The sequence below is a fragment of the Nocardia xishanensis NBRC 101358 genome, from assembly GCF_001613365.1.
In the GTDB taxonomy this organism is placed as follows: Bacteria; Actinomycetota; Actinomycetes; order Mycobacteriales; family Mycobacteriaceae; genus Nocardia; species Nocardia xishanensis.
This window is the reverse complement of the sequence record NZ_BDCF01000001.1, coordinates 383,000-401,199: the sequence shown is the minus strand read 5'-3', so window position 1 is coordinate 401,199 and position 18,200 is coordinate 383,000. Positions and strand designations below refer to the sequence as shown.

The following is an 18,200-nucleotide window of genomic DNA, read 5'->3' as shown; positions in this document are numbered from 1 at the left end:
AATACGCGGTTCACATCCGTGTGATGCAGGAAACACCACCGGGGGCGTGGACCGAGCCCCCGGCAGCGGAGTTGGAGGAACGATCAAGAGTTAGGCCCGGTGGCTCCGGCCGCCGATCTCGTCTCACCAATTTGTTGGATCTCGCGCGGGTGACGTCGTCACCGTCCGCGCTCTCGCCGAATCGCCTGTAGTGGCACCGATGCCGGGCGTCGGGGTCGGAGGACCCGCTCGCCTCGGCTTTCTCAGTGCTGCCCAAAAGCTTTCGGCCAGCTGTTGTTTCGCCAAACGAGGAGGCTCTGGTGCACGGTACGGAGTTGGGTGGGTTCAGCGCGCGGCCGAACGGGAGCGCGGCGAGCCGAACACCGTCCCCCACGCCGTTCCCGCTCGCTCCCGCGCAGCTCGGTCTCTGGTACGCGCAGCTGCTCGAGCCCGAGGTCCCGATCAATGTCGCGCAGTACGTCGACGTGCAGGGCGAACTGGATGCCGCACTGCTGCAGGAGGTTTCGCGCGAGGCGGCGCTCGACTACGGATCGACTCTGGTGCGGCTCGGCGAGGAGGGCGGCGCGCCGTATCAGTGCGTCGACACCGACCTGACCATCGATGTCCCGCTGATCGACTTCCGTTCGCACGCCGACCCGGTGGCCGCCGCGACGGAGTGGATGCGGGCCGACGCCTGCGCCCCAGTGGATCTGGTGCGCGACCGGCTGTTCGCGGGCGCGGTGCTGCGCGTCGCCGATCGGCGCTGGTTCTGGTACCTGCGCGCCCACCACATCGTGCTCGACGGCTACGGCGCGCTGTCCAACACCATGCGGGTTGCCGAGCGGTACACCGCGCGGGTGCTCGGCGTCGAGCCGGAGGCCATCCGCCCTGGCAGTCTGGAGGCGCTCGTAGCGGGCGAAATCGCCTACCGCGAGAGCGGGCGCTACCAGACCGACCGCGCCCACTGGGCCGAACGGGTGTCCGGGCTCGACGCCGTGACCAGCCTGGATTCGCGCACCGCCCCGCGTGCGGCGAGCAATCTGGTGGTGGGCCGCGGTCTGCCGGACGAGTTGGTCGCGCGGATGAACGTCGTTGCCGGGAGCCAGGATTCGACGATCGCGGTGGTGCTGCTCGCGGCCTTCGCCGGATATCTCGGCCGCCTGACCGACCGCGACGACGTGGTGCTGAGTCTGCCGGTCACCGCCCGCACCACCGCCGTGATGCGGCGCTCGGCGGGCATGCTCTCCAACATCGTGCCGCTGCGGCTGTCGCCGGCCGCGGCGACCTGGGGAGACTTGTTGCGCGCCACCCGCGTCGAGGTCGCCGGAGCGCTACGGCACCAGCGGTACCGGCACGAGGACATCCGACGCGACGCCGAACACGACGGCCGACCGGCCCGGCGCGCGCTGTTCGGGCCGCTGGCCAACATCATGCTGTTCCGCAGCGACCTGACGCTCGGCACCACGACGGGCCGGTACCACGTGCTGTCCACCGGACCGGTCGAGGACCTGAGCCTGAACGTCTACTACGGCGAACGCGACCGCGTACACGTCGATTTCGAGGCCAACCCGAATCTCTACGCGGCCGACGACCTGGCCCGCCATCACGCCCGCTTCGTGCAGTACCTGGAGCGGCTGGTCGCCGCGGACCCGGACACTCCGATGGCGGCGATCGACGTGGCGACCGAGCTGGAGGTCGAGGTCAGCACTCGAATATGGAACGCCACCGGCTGCGATGTCGAGGCGCTCCTCGCCGCTCGCGCGCCGGGCGCGTACTCCGCCGCGACGCTGGTGGCGATGTTCGAGGCGCAGGCGGCACGGACCCCGGACGCGATCGCGCTGCGCTGGGACGTTGGGCTGCGCTGGGACGTTGCGCTGCGCGGGGACGTTGCGCTGCGCGGGGACGTTCCCCTGCGCGGAGCCGACGCGCCGGAAACCGCGCTGACCTACCGTCAGCTGTCCGCCGAGGTGAACCGACTGGCCAGGCGGCTGATCGAGCGCGGCGTCGGACCGGAGACCCTGGTCGCCCTGCACCTGCGCCGGTCGCCCGAACTCGTCGTCGCGATCTACGCGGTGCTCACCGCGGGCGCGGCCTACGTGCCGCTCGACCCGGACCATCCGGCCGACCGCACCGCGCACATCCTGGCCACCGCCCGTCCCGCCTGCGTCCTCGCCACCGAGGATCTCGCGGTCGATGTACCGGTGCTGCGGCTGGATCGTTCGACGCGGACCGGGTATTCCGATGGCCCGGTCTGGGAGCGCGAGCGTACCGCGGTGCTGCGACAGGACCACCCCGCATATGTGATCTTCACCTCTGGCTCCACCGGCAAGCCGAAGGGCGTGATGGTGACCCACGAGGCCATCGTCAACCGGCTGGTGTGGATGCAGGAGACCTACCGGCTCACCGCCGCCGATGTGGTGTTGCAGAAGACCCCGGCGACGTTCGACGTGTCGGTGTGGGAGTTCTTCTGGCCCTTGCAGATCGGCGCCACACTGGTGCTCGCGCAGCCCGACGGGCACCGTGACCCCGCGTACCTGCGGGAAGCCATCGCCGAATACGGCGTGAGCATCGCGCATTTCGTGCCGTCGATGCTGGAAGCCTTTCTGGCGCATCAGGACATCGCGCGCGACACGACGCTGCGCGCGGTCTTCGCCTCCGGTGAGGCGCTGCCCGCCGCGCTGGCCCAGCGGCTGCGGGTGCTTACCGGCGCCCGGCTGCACAACCTGTACGGTCCCACCGAGGCCGCGGTGGATGTCACCTTTCACGAGGTGACCGATACCGATACCCTCTCGGTGCCGATCGGAGCGCCGGTGTTCAACACTCGGCTCTATGTGCTCGATTCCCGGTTGCGGCCGGTACCGGTCGGGGCTCCGGGTGAGCTGTATCTGTCGGGGGTACAGCTCGCCCGGGGTTATGTCGCCAGGCCGAGCCTGACGGCCGAGCGTTTCCTCGCCGACCCGTTCGCCGGATCGGACGGGCCCGCCGTGCCGGGCGGCCGGATGTACCGCACCGGCGACCTGGTGCGCTGGACAACCAACGGCGAGCTGGAATATCTGGGCCGCACCGATTTCCAGGTGAAGTTGCGCGGCCTGCGCATCGAGCTCGGCGAGATCGAGGCGGTGCTCGGCACGGTCGACTCGGTGGTGCGCGCCGTCGTCGTGGTACGCGACGACGCGGGCGTCGGCGAGCAGCTGGTGGCCTACGCGGTGGAGTCCGAGCCGGGCACCGTGCGGCCCGAGCAGCTGCGGGCCGCCGCGGTGGGATCGCTGCCGGGCTACATGGTGCCCGCGGCCTACGTGGTGCTCGACGCGCTCCCGGTCAACGCCTCGGGCAAATTGGATCGCGGCGCCCTGCCCGCGCCGCGGCGGCGCGGTAGCGAGTACCGCGCGCCGGTCACCGCCGTGGAGCAGGCGGTCGCCCGCGTGTTCGGCGAGGTGCTCGGCCGAGCGGCGGTCGGCCGCGACGACGACTTCTTCGCACTCGGCGGCAACAGCCTGGCGGCCACGCAGGTGGCCGCCAGGCTGGCCGCCGACCTTGGCTGCCCGCTCGGTGTCCGCGAATTGTTCACCGCCACCACGGTGTCCGATCTCGCGGAACTGATCGAGCGGGTGGGCGGAACCGGCGGCGCGTCCGCGCCCCGCCCGCTGCGGGTGGTGCCGCGGCCGCCGCTGGTTCCACTTTCTCTGGCGCAGCAGCGGATCTGGTTCCTCAACCGATTCGAGCGCTCCGCCGGCTACAACATGCCGTTCGTGGCGCGGCTGCGCGGCGAGCTGGATGTGACCGCGCTGCGGCTGGCGCTCGGTGACGTGGTGGCGCGGCACGAGGTGCTGCGCACCGTATTCCCCGCCGTGCTCGACGAGCCGGACCACGATGTCCCGGCGCGGCAGCTCGTGCTGTCCGCCGACGACGTCGCGGTGCTCGGTGCGCCCGAGCCGGTCGGCGCGGCCGAGCTGGACACGGAGCTGGCCGCGTTCGCCGCCACCGGCTTCGACCTGGAAAGCGAGATCCCGCTGCGCGCGCGGCTGTTCGCGGTCGACGCCGACGACCATGCCTTGGCCCTGGTGCTGCATCACATTGCGGCGGACGGACTTTCGCTGCGAGTGCTGGCACGCGAGGTGATGACGGCCTACGCCGCGCGCCGGTCGGGCGGCGCGCCGGACTGGGCTCCGCTCGCGGTGCAGTACGCCGACTACGGACTGTGGCAGCGGGAGACGCTCGGCGCGGCGTCCGATCCGGACGCGCCGCTGGCCCGCCAGCTGGCCTACTGGACCGAGACGCTGGCCGGCGCACCCGATCTGCTGGAGCTGCCCGCCGATCGGCCGCGTCCCGCGGTCGCCACCGGACGCGGCGCGACGTACCGCTTCGAGGTGCCCGCCGCGGTAGCCGAGCGCGTCACCGCGACCGCGCGGGCCACCGGGCTCTCCGACTTCATGGTCGTGCACGCCGCCCTCGCGGTGCTGCTCGCGCGGCTGTCCGGCGGTGACGACATCGTGATCGGCACCCCGGTGGCCGGACGCGGCGAACGCGAACTCGACGACATGATCGGCATGTTCGTCAACACCCTGGTGCTGCGCACCCGGGTCGACGCGGCGGCGACCGGCGCGGAACTGCTCGCCGCGGTGCGCGCGACCGACCTCGCCGCCTTCGGCCACGCGCAGGTTCCGTTCGAGCAGGTGGTCGAGGCGCTGAACCCGCCGCGCTCGCAGGCCAGGCATCCGCTCTTCCAAGTGCTGCTCTCGCTCGACAACTCGGCCGACATCGAATTCGAACTCCCCGGTATGTCGGTTCGCACCGGTACCCTGGACACCGGGGTGACCAAGTTCGATCTCCAGTTCACGGTCACCGCAGGCTTCGCCGGTGCCGGACTCGGGGAAGGTTCGGCACCGGCGGGGGTCCCGGCCGAATTCACCTACAGCACGGATCTCTTCGACGAGGCGACCGTCGCCGACTTCGCACGCTGGTTTCTGCGCGTGCTCGAGGCGCTGACGAGCGATACCGAAACGGCGGTCGGCGATCTGCCGTTGCTGGACACCGCCGAACTGGGTTGGGCGGTCGAGCTGGGCCGGGGGAGTTCGGCGGGGGAGCCGAACGCGACAGATACCGTGCTCGCGGCATTCGAAGCGCAGGTCTGCCGCACCCCCGATGCCGTCGCGGTGATCGATGGCGACCACACACTGACCTACGCGGGATTCGCGGCGCGGGTTCATCGGCTTGCCCGGCATCTCATCGATGCGGGTGTCGGCCCGGAGACGCTGGTCGTGCTGGGGATGCGGCGCAGCGCCGACTTCGTTCTCGCCGCTCACGCGGTGCTGACAGCGGGCGGCGGGTATGTCCCGGTGGATCCGGATCAGCCCGCGGCGCGGCTCGCACACGTATTGTCCACGGCCCGTCCGGTGTGTGTGCTCACCCGGTCCGCCGACGGATGGCCGGCGGCGACGGAGGACGCGACACCGGTCCTCGAGGTGGACACGGTCGACCTGTCGGGATACGCGGACGCCCCGGTGCGCGCCGACGAACGCCTTCGCCCGCTGCGCCCCGCCAGCACCGCGTACGTGATCTTCACCTCCGGTTCGACCGGGCGCCCGAAAGGCGTGGCGGTGCAGCATGACTCGTTGGCAAATCAGGTGCGCTGGATCGTCGGCGAATACGGCGTCGGCCCCGCCGACGTCGTGCTGTTCAAGACTCCAGCGACTTTCGACGTGTCGGTCTGGGAACTGTTCGCGCCGTTGACGAGCGGCGCGCGCCTGGTGGTCGCCGCGCACGACGGACACCGCGACAGCGCCTACCTCGCCGCGACCATCGCGGCGCACGGCGTCACGATGACCTCCTTCGTGCCATCGATGCTCACGGTGTTCGCGGCCGCCGCGCCCGCCGCGTCGATCGCCACACTGCGCACGGTCTTCGTCGCGGGCGAGGCGATGACCGGCGAAGCGGCCGCGGAATTCGCCGCCGTGAGCCGCGCCGAACTGCACAATCTCTACGGGCCGACCGAATTCACGGTGCACGCCACGCACGCGCCGGTGACGGCGATCCTGGGCCCGACGCCGATCGGGCGGCCGGTGCGCGCCAGCCGGGTGCTGGTACTGGACGGCAGGCTGCGCCCGGTGCCGGAAACGGTGGTGGGCGAGCTGTATCTGTCCGGGGTGCAGGTCGCGCGCGGCTATCACGGACGCGCCGATCTCACCGCCGAACGGTTCGTCGCCGATCCGTACGGACCGGCGGGCGCGCGCATGTACCGCACCGGCGATCTGGTGCGCTGGAACCGCGACGGTCAGCTGGAATACCTCGGTCGCAGCGACTTTCAGGTGAAGCTGCGCGGTCAGCGCATCGAGCTCGGCGAGATCGAGGCGGCGCTGCTGGCCCCCGATGTGCGCGCCGCCGCGGTGCGGGTCTTCGCCCATCCGGCCGGTGAGCTGCTGGTCGCGTACGTGGTGACCGATCTTCCCGAAGCCGAGGCGGCGGCGGTGCTGGCCGAGAGGCTGCGCGCGACACTGCCCTCCTACATGGTGCCCGCCGCCTATGTCGTGCTGGCGGCCATGCCGCTCACCGGTTCGGGCAAGCTGGACCGCAAGGCGCTGCCTGATCCGGTGTTGGCGGCCAGGGAATTCCGCGCCCCGGTCACCGAGTCCGAGCGCGCGGTGGCCGAGGTGTTCGCCGAGGTGCTCGGGCTCGACCGGGTCGGCCTCGACGACGACTTCTTCGCCGTCGGCGGAAACTCGTTGGTGGCCACCCGAATCGCCGCGCGGCTGGCCGCCCGGCTGCGGGCCGGCGTGCCGGTGCGGCTGCTCTTCGAACACCCGACCGTGGTCGCGCTCGCCGCGGCGCTGGCGGGCGTGCGCGCAGACCGCATTCGTCAGCCGCTGGTCGCCGCCGAGCGCCCCGCGGTCGTGCCGCTCTCCTACGCGCAGCAGCGAATGTGGTTCCTGAACCAGTTCGACGCGACATCCACCGCGAACAATCTGACCGCAGCGTTCCGGCTCACCGGCCCGCTGAACCGGACGGCGCTGGCCGCCGCCGTCACCGATGTCGTCGCCAGGCACGAGACGCTGCGCACCAGGTACCCCGCCGTCGACGGATCGGCGCGCCAAGAAATTCTTCCCGCCGACCGAGGCCCGGTGCTGGAGATCGTCGACGAAGCCGATGACGTGCTCGACCGGGTGCGTGCCTTGGCCGCAATGCCTTTCGCGGTGACGCAGGCGCCGCCGGTGCGCCTGACGCTGCTGCGCCGCTCCGATGACGAGCACGTGCTCGTGGCGTCGCTGCACCACATCGCCGCGGACGGCTGGTCCATCGCGCCCTTCACCCGGGACCTGCTGCGCGCCTACGCTTCTCGCCGCGAAGGCGGCACGCCGGACTGGTCGCCCCTTCCGGTGCAGTACGCCGACTACACGCTGTGGCAGCGCCGGGTCCTCGGCTCCGAGGACGATCCCGGCTCGCTGATGGCCGAGCAGCTGCGGTTCTGGTCCACCGAATTGGCCGACCTGCCCGACCTGCTCGTGCTGCCCGCCGACCGGGCGCGCCCGGCCGCGGCTTCGGGTAGCGGCGCGCGGCATGCCTTCCGCATTCCCGCCGCGATCCAGCGACGCCTGCGCGAGATCGCCGAGTCCGCGAACGCCTCGCTGTTCATGGTGCTGCACGCGGCCTTCGTGGCGACGCTGGCGAAGCTCTCCGGTCAGCGGGACATCGCGATCGGCACCCCGGTCGCGGGCCGCGGCGAGCAGGCGCTGGACGACCTCGTCGGCATGTTCGTCAACACCCTGGTGCTCCGCGCCGACGTGCGCCCCGAAGCCTCCTTCACCGAACTGGTCGCGGCCGTGCGCGACGGTGACCTGCGCGCGTTCGCCCACTCCGACGTGCCGTTCGAGCGCCTGGTCGAGGCGCTCGATCCCGAGCGATCGGCGGCCAGGCACCCGCTGTTCCAGGTGATGCTGGACTTCCAGAACACCGCGAGCGCGACCGTCGAGCTGGCCGACCTGCGCGTCGGCGAACTCGACATAGACACGCGCACGGCGAAATTCGATCTTCAGCTGACCCTCGCCGAGACCGCCGACGGCATCGCCGCCGTCTTCGAGTACGCGACCGACCTGTTCGACACCGGCACGGTCGCCGGTTTCGCGGCCCGGCTCCTTCGGGTGCTCGACGCGGTCTGCGCCGATCCCGCCGTGCTGGTCGGGGACATCGATACGCTGTCGGCGGCCGAGCGCACCCGATTGCTCGGCACGTGGAATGCCACCGCACGCGCACTCGGCCCGGCGGCGACCTTGGTGTCGCTGTTCGAGGCGCAGGCACGGCGGTCCCCCGACGCCGTCGCGGTGACCTTCGATGGCGAGTCGCGTGCCCAGGGTCGCGACGCGACGCTCACATATGGCGAGTTCGCCGGCCGGGTCAACCGTTTGGCGCGGCTGCTCGTCTCCGTCGGCGTGCGGCCGGAGAGCGCCGTGGCGATCGGCATGCGGCGCTCGCTGGACCTGGTCGTCGCCATGTACGCGGTGCTCACGGCGGGCGGCGCCTACGTCCCGGTCGACCCGGATCACCCGGCCGAGCGCATCGAGCACGTGTTGCGCGTCGCCCGCCCGGTGTGCGTGCTCAGCCGCACCGACGACGGACTGGACCTCGCGTCCCCCGAGGGCGGTGCGCGGGCGTGGGCGGTGCTGGATGTCGACCAGTTGGCTACCGCCGACTATTCCGACGCACCGCTCACCGACGCGGACCGGCACGGTTCGCTCGGCACTGGCAACGCGGCCTACGTCCTGTTCACCTCGGGTTCGACGGGCACGCCCAAGGGCGTCGCGGTGTCGCACGAGGCGATCGTCAACCGGCTGCGGTGGATGCAGTCCGAGTACGAGCTCACCGCCGAGGACGTCGTGGTGCAGAAGACGCCCGCGACGTTCGACGTCTCGGTGTGGGAATTCTTCTGGCCGTTGCAGATCGGCGCACGGCTCGCGGTCGCCCGCCCGGACGGGCATCGCGATCCGCGCTATCTGGCCGAGCTCATCCGCCGGGAACGGGTGTCGGTGGCGCACTTCGTGCCATCGATGCTGGCCGTGTTCGTCGCGGAACCCGAAGCGGCGCGGTGCGATTCGCTGCGCATGGTGTTCGCCTCCGGAGAGGCGCTCGTACCGGGACCCGCGCAACGGATGCGCGCGCTGACCGGTGCGCGGCTGCACAACCTGTATGGCCCTACCGAGGCGGCCGTCGACGTCACCTATCACGAGGTGGTCGATGCGGACACCGACAGCGTGCCGATCGGCACACCGGTGGCCAATACCCGTGTGTACGTGCTCGATTCGCGGCTGCGTCCGGTGCCGGTCGGCGTGCCGGGCGAGCTGTATCTCGCGGGCGCTCAGCTGGCGCGCGGCTACGCGCGGCGGCCGGATCTCACCGCGGATCGATTCGTGGCGAATCCGTTCGCCAGCGCCGAGCGCATGTACCGCACCGGCGATCTCGTCAGATGGCTTCCCGCCCCACGAGGCGATTCGATGGCGGGCGGTGGCCGGGCGACGGGTGAGCCGGAGAACGGTGAGCTGGAATATTTGGGCCGCACCGATTTCCAGGTCAAGCTGCGCGGACTGCGCATCGAGCTCGGCGAGATCGAGGCCGCGCTGACCGCGCTTCCGGAGATCGACCAGGCCGTCGTCGTGGTGCGCGACGGGACGCAGCTCGTGGCGTACCTGGTCGCCGCGCCGGAGTCGGCCATCGACGTGGACGCGGTAAAAGCCGCTTTGGTACAGCGCATCCCGACGTACATGGTGCCGTCGATGTTCGTGTCGATGGACGAGTTACCGCTCAACGCCTCCGGCAAGCTCGACCGCAAGGCGCTGCCCGCACCGGTGTTCGAGGCGGCGGCGTTCCGCGCGCCGGTCACGCCTGCGCAGCAGATCGTCGCGCGCGTGTTCGCCGATGTGCTCGGCGTGCCGCGCGTCGGCCTCGACGACGACTTCTTCGCGCTCGGCGGCAATTCGCTCACCGCGACCAGGGTGGCGGCCCGGCTCGGCGCGGCGCTGGACACCCAGCTGCCGGTGCGGCTGCTTTTCGACGCGCCCACCGTGCAGGCCATGGCGGCGTCCGCCGAAGCGCTGCGCGGCCGGGGCGCCAGGCCCGAGCTGACTGCCCGCCCGCGGCCCGAGCGATTGCCGCTCTCGCCTGCGCAACAGCGCATCTGGTTCCTCAACCGCTTCCTCGCCGACGATGTGGACGGGCCGGGGGACGCGGTGGACAACATCCCGATCGCTCTGCGCCTCGTCGGTGGTCTCGACGTACAAGCGCTGGCGGCGGCGCTCGGTGACGTCGTCGCCAGGCACGAGCCGCTGCGCACCGTCTACCCGGCCGGGCCCGATGGCGCCGAGCAAGTGGTCCTGCCGGTGCGGCGCCACGCCACGGTGCTTCGTGAAGAGCGGGTCGCCGAGTCGGCGCTGGCAGAACGCCTCGCCGCGTACGTCGCGGTCACTTTCGATCTCACCGAAGAGACTCCGCTGCGCGCTCACCTGTTCGCGCTCACCGGCCTCGAGGAGGTGGAGCATGTGCTTCTGCTCGTGCTGCACCACATCTCGGCCGACGGGTTCTCGCTCGGTCCGCTGGCCGCCGACCTGATGACCGCCTACGCCGCGCGCCGCGACGGTGCCGCGCCGGACTGGGTTCCGCTGCCGATCCAGTACGCCGACTACACCCAGTGGCAGGCCGAAATCCTCGGCGCCGCCGACGATCCCGAGTCGCGCGCGCACCGCCAGCTGGAGTTCTGGCGTCGTACGCTCGACGGCCTGCCCGAACAGCTGGAGCTGCCCACCGACCGGCCGCGCCCGGCCGTGTCCACCCACCGCGGCGCGACGCACCGGCTGCGCATCGACTCCGACCTGCACAGCGAGCTGCACGAACTGGCGCGCAAGCGGGAGACCACGCTGTTCAGCACCGTGCACGCGGCCCTGGCGGTGTTGCTCGCGCGGTTGTCGGGCAGCGCGGACATCGCCATCGGCACCCCGGTGGCCGGACGCGGTGAGGCCGAACTCGACGGCTTGGTCGGCATGTTCGTCAACACCCTGGTTCTGCGCAGCCGGATCGATCCGCGCGCGCGGTTCGAGACCGTCCTCGACGAGGCGCGGTCCCGCGACCTGGAGGCGCTCGCGCACGCCGACCTGCCCTTCGAGCGGCTGGTCGAGCTGCTCGCGCCGCACCGGGCGCGCAACCGGCACCCACTGTTCCAGGTGGCGCTCACCATGCAGAACTTCACCGTCCCCGCGCTCGAGCTGGCCGGACTCCGGGTGCGCCCGGTCGAGCTGGACGCGGTCGGCGCGGAATTCGATCTCCAGTTCACCGTGCTGGCCGCCGACGACGCCGACGGCCGCGCCGATGGCATCGACATCGAGATCAACTACGCCACGGATCTTTTCGATTCCGAGACGGTCGCGGTCCTGGCCCGACGGTTCACCCAGGTGCTCGCGGCGGTCGCCGCGGACGCGACGGTGGCGGTCGGCGACATCCAGCTGCTCTCCGCCGAGGAGCAGCGGCGGGCGCTGGTGGAGTGGGCGAGCACCGGCCCGGATCTGGCGACCGCCGACGAGACGCTGGTCGACCGCGTCCGCCGCGCCGCGGCGCTCGATCCGACGGCCGTCGCGGTGCGCGCGGACGACGACGTCGTGACCTACGGCGAGCTCACGGCACGGGCGAACCGACTGGCCCGGCGACTGATCGCCGCGGGCGTCGGGCCGGAAACGCTGGTGGCGGTGGCATTGCCGCGTTCGGTCGAGCTGGTCGTCGCGCTGCTCGCCGTGCTGGAGGCGGGCGGCGGATACCTGCCGATCGACCCCGACTACCCGGCCGATCGCATCGAGTACATGATCGATGACGCCCGCCCGGTCTGCGCCGTCAGCTCCGGCGCGACGGGCCTGCCGCGCGACTGGTTCGGCGGGCCGGTGCTCGACGTGGACGCCGACCTCGCGTCGGTGAGCGCCGAGCCGCTCACCGACGCCGACCGGCGGGCCCCGCTGCATCCGGCGCACGCCGCGTACGTCATCTACACCTCCGGCTCCACCGGCAAGCCGAAAGGCGTTGTCGTACCGCACCGCAACGTGCTGCGGCTGCTCGACAACACCCGGCGCCGGTTCGAGTTCGGGCCCTCGGACGTGTGGACCATGTTCCACTCCTACGCCTTCGATTTCTCGGTGTGGGAGCTGTGGGGCGCGCTGCTGCACGGCGGCGAACTCGTGGTGGTCGACTACTTCACGTCGCGTTCGCCGGAGCAGTTCCGGCGCCTGCTCGTCGAGCGGCGGGTGACGGTGCTGAGCCAGACGCCCTCGGCCTTCTACCAGCTCATGGCGGCCGACGCGGCGGCCGAGCCCGCCGAATTCGCGCTGCGCCAGGTGATATTCGGCGGCGAGGCGCTGGAACCGCAGCGGCTGGCCGGATGGTTCGCGCGCTATCCCGACGGCCCGCGCCTGGTGAACATGTACGGCATCACCGAGACCACGGTGCACGTGTCGTACCGCCCGATCGAGCCGGGCACGGGGTCGGCGAGCGTCATCGGCGGTGCGATTCCCGGGCTCACGGTGCGGGTGCTCGACGCGCGGCTGCGGCCGGTGCCGGTCGGGGTTCCCGGCGAGATCTACGTCTCCGGCGGTCAGCTGGCCCGCGGTTATCTGGGCCGCGCGGCGCTCACCGCGAGCCGTTTCGTCGCCGATCCCTACGCGGCCGACGGTTCGCGCGCCTATCGCTCCGGCGATCTGGCGCGCTGGACCGCCGACGGCGATCTGGAGTACCTCGGCCGCGCCGACCAGCAGGTGAACCTGCGCGGGTTCCGCATCGAGCTCGGCGAGATCGAGGCGGCCGTGCTCGACACCGGCGCGGTTCGCGAGGCCGCGGTGCTGGTGCGGACCGATCTGGTGGACGAGGCGCGCATCGTCGCCTACGTCGTCGCGGACGGCTCGCTCGACACGGCCGCGCTGCGTGGGGAGCTGGCGCGCGCGCTGCCCGAGCACATGGTGCCCGCCGCGATCGTCGCGCTGGATCGAATCCCGTTGACGGTCAACGGCAAACTCGATCGCGACGCGCTGCCCGCACCGGTCTTCGCGGCGACGACCTACCGCAAGCCCGGCACGGTCGTCGAGGAGATCGTGGCCGGGGTGTACGCCGAGGTGCTCGGCCTGCCTGCCGCGGGCCAGGTCGGCGCCGACGACGACTTCTTCGCGCTCGGCGGCAGTTCCCTGCTCGCCGCCAAGGCCGTCGCGCGGATCGGAGCGGCGCTCGGCAGGCCGGTCGGCGTGCGCGCGCTGTTCGAGTCGCCACGGGTCGCGCAGCTGGCCGAGGCCGTGACAGCGGGAGAGGCGGGAGCCGCCCGCCCGCCGCTGGTGGCCCGCGCCAGGCCGGAGACGCTGCCGCTCTCGCCCGCCCAGCGACGGATGTGGTTCCTGAACCGGTTCGACGGCGCGTCCGTCGCCTACAACATCCCGCTGGCGCTGCGACTGTCCGGCGACGTGGACGTGCCCGCGCTCCAGTCGGCGCTGGCCGACGTGATCGGCAGGCACGAATCGCTGCGCACCACCTACCCGGAGCTGGAGGGAGCGCCGGCGCAGCGGATCCTGCCTGCGGCGCAGGCGGTTCCGGCGCTGTATCCGATCGACATCACCGAAGCCGGATTGCCGCAGCGCATTCGGGAGCTGGCGGGCACCGCCTTCGACGTCACCGCCGAGATTCCGCTGCGGATTCGCTTGTTCCGCATCGCCTCCGACGATGTCGTGCTCGCGGCCGTGTTGCACCACATCGCCGCCGACGGGTCGTCGGTCGCGCCGTTCGTCCGGGATCTGATGACCGCATACACCGCGCGCGTGGACGACAGGGCGCCGTGCTGGTCGCCGCCGGCCGTGCAGTACGCCGACTACGCGTTGTGGCAGCGAGAACTGCTCGGCGACGAGGACGATCCCGACTCCCGCGCGGCCGAGCAGATCGCCTACTGGACCGAGGCGCTGGCCGGTCTGCCCGATCAGCTCGCGCTGCCGACCGATCGTCCGCGCCCGGCGCGGCAGAGTCTGCGCGGCGCGAAGACGGCTCGCCTGGTGTCACCGAAGCTGCACGAGCAACTAGTCGGCCTCGGCCGCGCGCACGGGGCGACGCTGTTCATGGTCGTGCACGCTGCCTTCGCCGCGCTGCTCGCCCGGCTGTCGGGCGTCGGCGACATCGCGGTCGGCACGCCGATCGCCGGGCGCGGGGAGGCCGAACTCGACGACGTGATCGGCATGTTCGTCAACACCCTGGTGCTGCGCACCCGCGTCGAGGGCGGGCGGTCCTTCGCCGAGCTGCTCGGGCAGGCACGCGGCGCCGACATCGCCGCCTTCTCGCACGCCGACGTGCCGTTCGAGCGACTGGTGGAGGTGCTGAACCCGGAGCGCTCCACCGCGCGCCACCCGCTGTTCCAGGTGGGCTACTCGTTCCAGAACCACGAGCGCGGTGAATTGCGGCTGCCGGGGCTAACCGTGCACGAGCTCGAATTCGACAACGGCGTAGCGCAATTCGATCTACACCTTTTCGCCGTCGACCGGTACGCCGCCGACGGCACGCCAGAGGGCATCGAGCTGACCCTCGGTTACGCCACCGACCTTTTCGAGCCCGCGACCGCGGAGCGGATCATCGGCCGGCTCCAAGCCGTCCTGGAATCCGTTGCCACACAGCCGGACATCTTGGTCGGCGATCTCGACCTGCTGGGCGACGAGCGCGCCCGCGTACTGGGAGAATGGAACGCCACCGCGCATCCGGTCGAGCGGACGACGCTCGCCGATCTGGTCGACCGGCAGGCGGCGCGCACCCCGGCGGCGGACGCGATCATCGACGCCGGCACCGGAAAGACCCTGAGCTACACGGAATTCGACGCCCGCGTGAACCGGCTGGCACGCGCGTTGATCGGCCACGGCGTCGGCCCGGAGCGCACCGTCGTACTCGCCATGCGCCGGTCGGTCGAGTTGGTGATCGCCATGCACGCGGTGGTCCGCGCGGGCGGCGCCTACGTCCCGGTCGATCTCGACCACCCGGCCGACCGCATCGCCTATATCGTCGACACCGCCGCGCCGGTCTGCGCGCTCACCACCGTGGCCGACGGCATGCCGATCGAGACCTCGGTGCGCGTTCTCGAAGTGGACTGGCTCGCGGCGGCGCATCTCTCGGCGAACCCGCTCACCGACGGCGAGCGCATCCGCCCGCTGCGCGCGGAGCACCCGGCGTACGTCATCTTCACGTCCGGCTCGACCGGGCAGCCGAAGGGTGTCACCGTGCCGCACGCGGCGATCGTCAATCAGCTGGCCTGGCTGCGGGAGCGGTTCGCGCTCGGCGCGGCCGACCGGACGCTGCTGAAAACGCCCGCCACCTTCGACCTCTCGGTGTGGGAGTTCTGGTCCCCGCTGGTCACCGGCGGCGCGCTGGTGGTGACCAGGCCCGGCGACGAGCGCGACCCGGACCGGATGCGCGCGCTGATGGCGCGGCACGGCGTCACCGTGCTCTACGCGGTGCCGTCCCAGATCGCCATGCTGCTGGCGGCGTCACCGGACATACCGCTGCCCGCCGGGCTGCGGCGGGTGCTCGCCATCGGTGAGGCGCTACCGCCCGCGACCGCCGCCGAGTTCCTCGATCGGGCTGCCGGTGGCGCGCGGCTCTACAACCTCTACGGACCGACCGAGGCCGCGGTGTCGATCACCGCGCACGAGGTGGCCGGGCACCCGAGCCAGGTGGTGCCGATCGGCGCGCCCGCCTGGAACAGCCGGGTGTATGTGCTGGACAACCGGCTGCAACCGGTCCCGGTCGGCGTCGCGGGCGAACTGTATTTGGGCGGTGCGCAATTGGCGCGCGGCTACCAGAGCAGGCCCGGCCTGACGGCGGACCGGTTCGTCGCCGATCCGTTCGCGCCCCAACCGTCCGCGCGGATGTACCGCACCGGCGACATCGTCCGTTGGCGTGCCGACGGTGAGCTCGAGTACCTGGAGCGGGCCGATTTCCAGGTCAAGATCGGCGGTTTCCGCATCGAGCTCGGTGAGGTGGAGACCGCGCTGCTGAACCTGCCGGAGGTGCGTGCCGCGGTGGCCGTCGCCAGAGCGGACGAGCGGGCGGGCGCGCGCCTGGTCGCGTACGTCGTCCTGGCCGACGGATGCGCCGGGTCCGCCACGGAACTGCGCGCGACCCTCGCGACGCGGCTGCCGACCTACATGGTGCCCGCCGCGATCGTCGCGCTGGAGACCTTGCCGCTCAACGCCAACGGGAAGGTCGATCGCGCGAAACTACCCGAGCCGGTGTTCGAGGAGATGGCATTCCGCGCACCGGCCACCGACCTGGAGCGACTGGTCGCGATCACCTTCGCCGCCGTGATCGACGGGGATACGGCCGAGCATCGGGTCGGCGCTGACACCGACTTCTTCGCACTCGGCGGCAATTCGCTGCTCGCGACGAAGCTCACGGCCCGTCTCGGCGCGGCACTCGGCGTGCAGGTCCCGGTCGCCGCGGTGTTCGAGGAGCCGACCGTAGCGGGTCTGGCCCGGCGTCTGACCGGCCTGGACGGCGCAGCGGCGCGACCGGCTCTCGTGCGGCGCGACGCCGACCGCCCGGCTCGCCTCTCGCCCGCGCAGCAGCGTATGTGGGTGGTGAACCGCCTCGCGCAGGACTCGGCCGCGTACAACATTCCCGCCGCCATCCGGCTCACCGGCGCGCTGGACCGCGTCGCGCTGGCGGCGGCGGCACGGGACGTCCTGGCACGGCACGAGGCGCTGCGCACCCGCTATCCCGACACCGGCGAAGGACCGGTGCAGGATGTGCTCGACGCGGCCGCGGTGCCGTTCGACGCGACGTCGATCCCGGTGCGGCCCAGCGAGATAGACGGCCGCATTGCGGAATTCGTGGCCGCCGGTTTCGACGTCACGGTCGCACCGCCCGTCCGCGCCGCGCTGTTCCAACTCGCCGCCGACGAGCACGTCCTGGTCGTCGTGCTGCACCACATCTGCGCGGACGGCTACTCGATCGCGCCGCTGACCAGGGACCTCGTCCGCGCCTACGCCGACCGTGCGGCGGGCCGGGAACCCGGCTGGACGCCGCTGCCAGTTCAGTACGGTGACTACAGCGAGTGGCAACATGCGCTGCTCGGCTCCGCCGCCGATCCCACGAGCTTGCACGCCCGGCAAATCGACTACTGGACAACGGAATTGGCGGGCGCGCCGGAGGCGCTGGCGCTGCCAACCGACCGTCCGCGCCCTCCGCACCGCGATATGCGTGGCGCCGCGATCGATTTCGAGGTCGACGCCGAGCTGACCCGCGCGCTGGAGCGGATCGCGCGCGAGCACGGGACCACGCTGTTCACCCTGATGCACGGCGCACTCGCGGTGCTGCTGGCCAAGCTGTCCGGCACGGCCGACATCACCATCGGCGCGCCGGTGGCCGGGCGCGGCGCGGCCGAACTCGACGACCTGGTCGGCATGTTCGTCAACACGGTGGTGCTGCGCACCGAGATCGATCCGCGCTCCGGCTTCGCCGAGCTGCTTCGCCAGGCCAAGGAACGCGACGTGGCCGCGCTCTCGCACGCCGACGTGCCCTTCGACCAGGTGGTCGATGCCATGGGCCGCGCCAGGTCCGGCGCGTACTCCCCACTGTTCCAAGTGCTGTTCACCTTCCAGAACATGCCCGCGGGCCGCGTCGAACTACCCGGTCTCGCTGTCGAAGTGCTGGATCCCGCGCCGGACGAGGCGAAGTTCGATCTGCAACTCACCGGCATCGAACGCTTCGGCGCCGCGGGCGGACGCGACGGTCTCGCGCTCCGATTCGGCTACGCGACGGACATTTTCGATGCCGCGACCGTCCAGCGCTACGCCGACAGGCTGCTGCTGGTGCTCGCGGCGATCGCGGCGGACCCGGCGATCGCGATTCGCGCCATCGACATCCGCACCGACGACGAACATCGGCCCGCCGCCGTGCCCGCCGCCACGATCGCCGAGCTGCCCGAATTGATCGCCGCCGCAGCGGCTCTCGCGCCGGAGGAGATCGCGTTCAACCACGGTGCGCACCGGGTGTCCTACGCGGATCTCGCCGCGAAGCTGACCACCGTGGCGAAGGCCATGGGCGCGTCCGCGACGCCGGAAGTCATCGTCAACGTCTCCCTCGCCGGGCTGGTGCCCGGCGTGCTCGCGGCGCTCGGCGGCGACGGTCTCGCCGCCGCGCTGCACCGCCTCCTCGCCGAGGCTCAGGCCGTGGTCTCCGAAAGGAATTAG

At 71.6% G+C, this 18,200-nt stretch carries 1 protein-coding gene; it reads left to right on the top strand.

Features of this window, described 5'->3' with window-relative positions:
• Window positions 1-299 precede the first annotated feature (299 nt).
• Window positions 300-18,200, top strand: a complete 17,901-nt coding sequence (locus tag NX1_RS01550; RefSeq protein ID WP_084500792.1) for a non-ribosomal peptide synthetase — start codon at window positions 300-302, stop codon at window positions 18,198-18,200.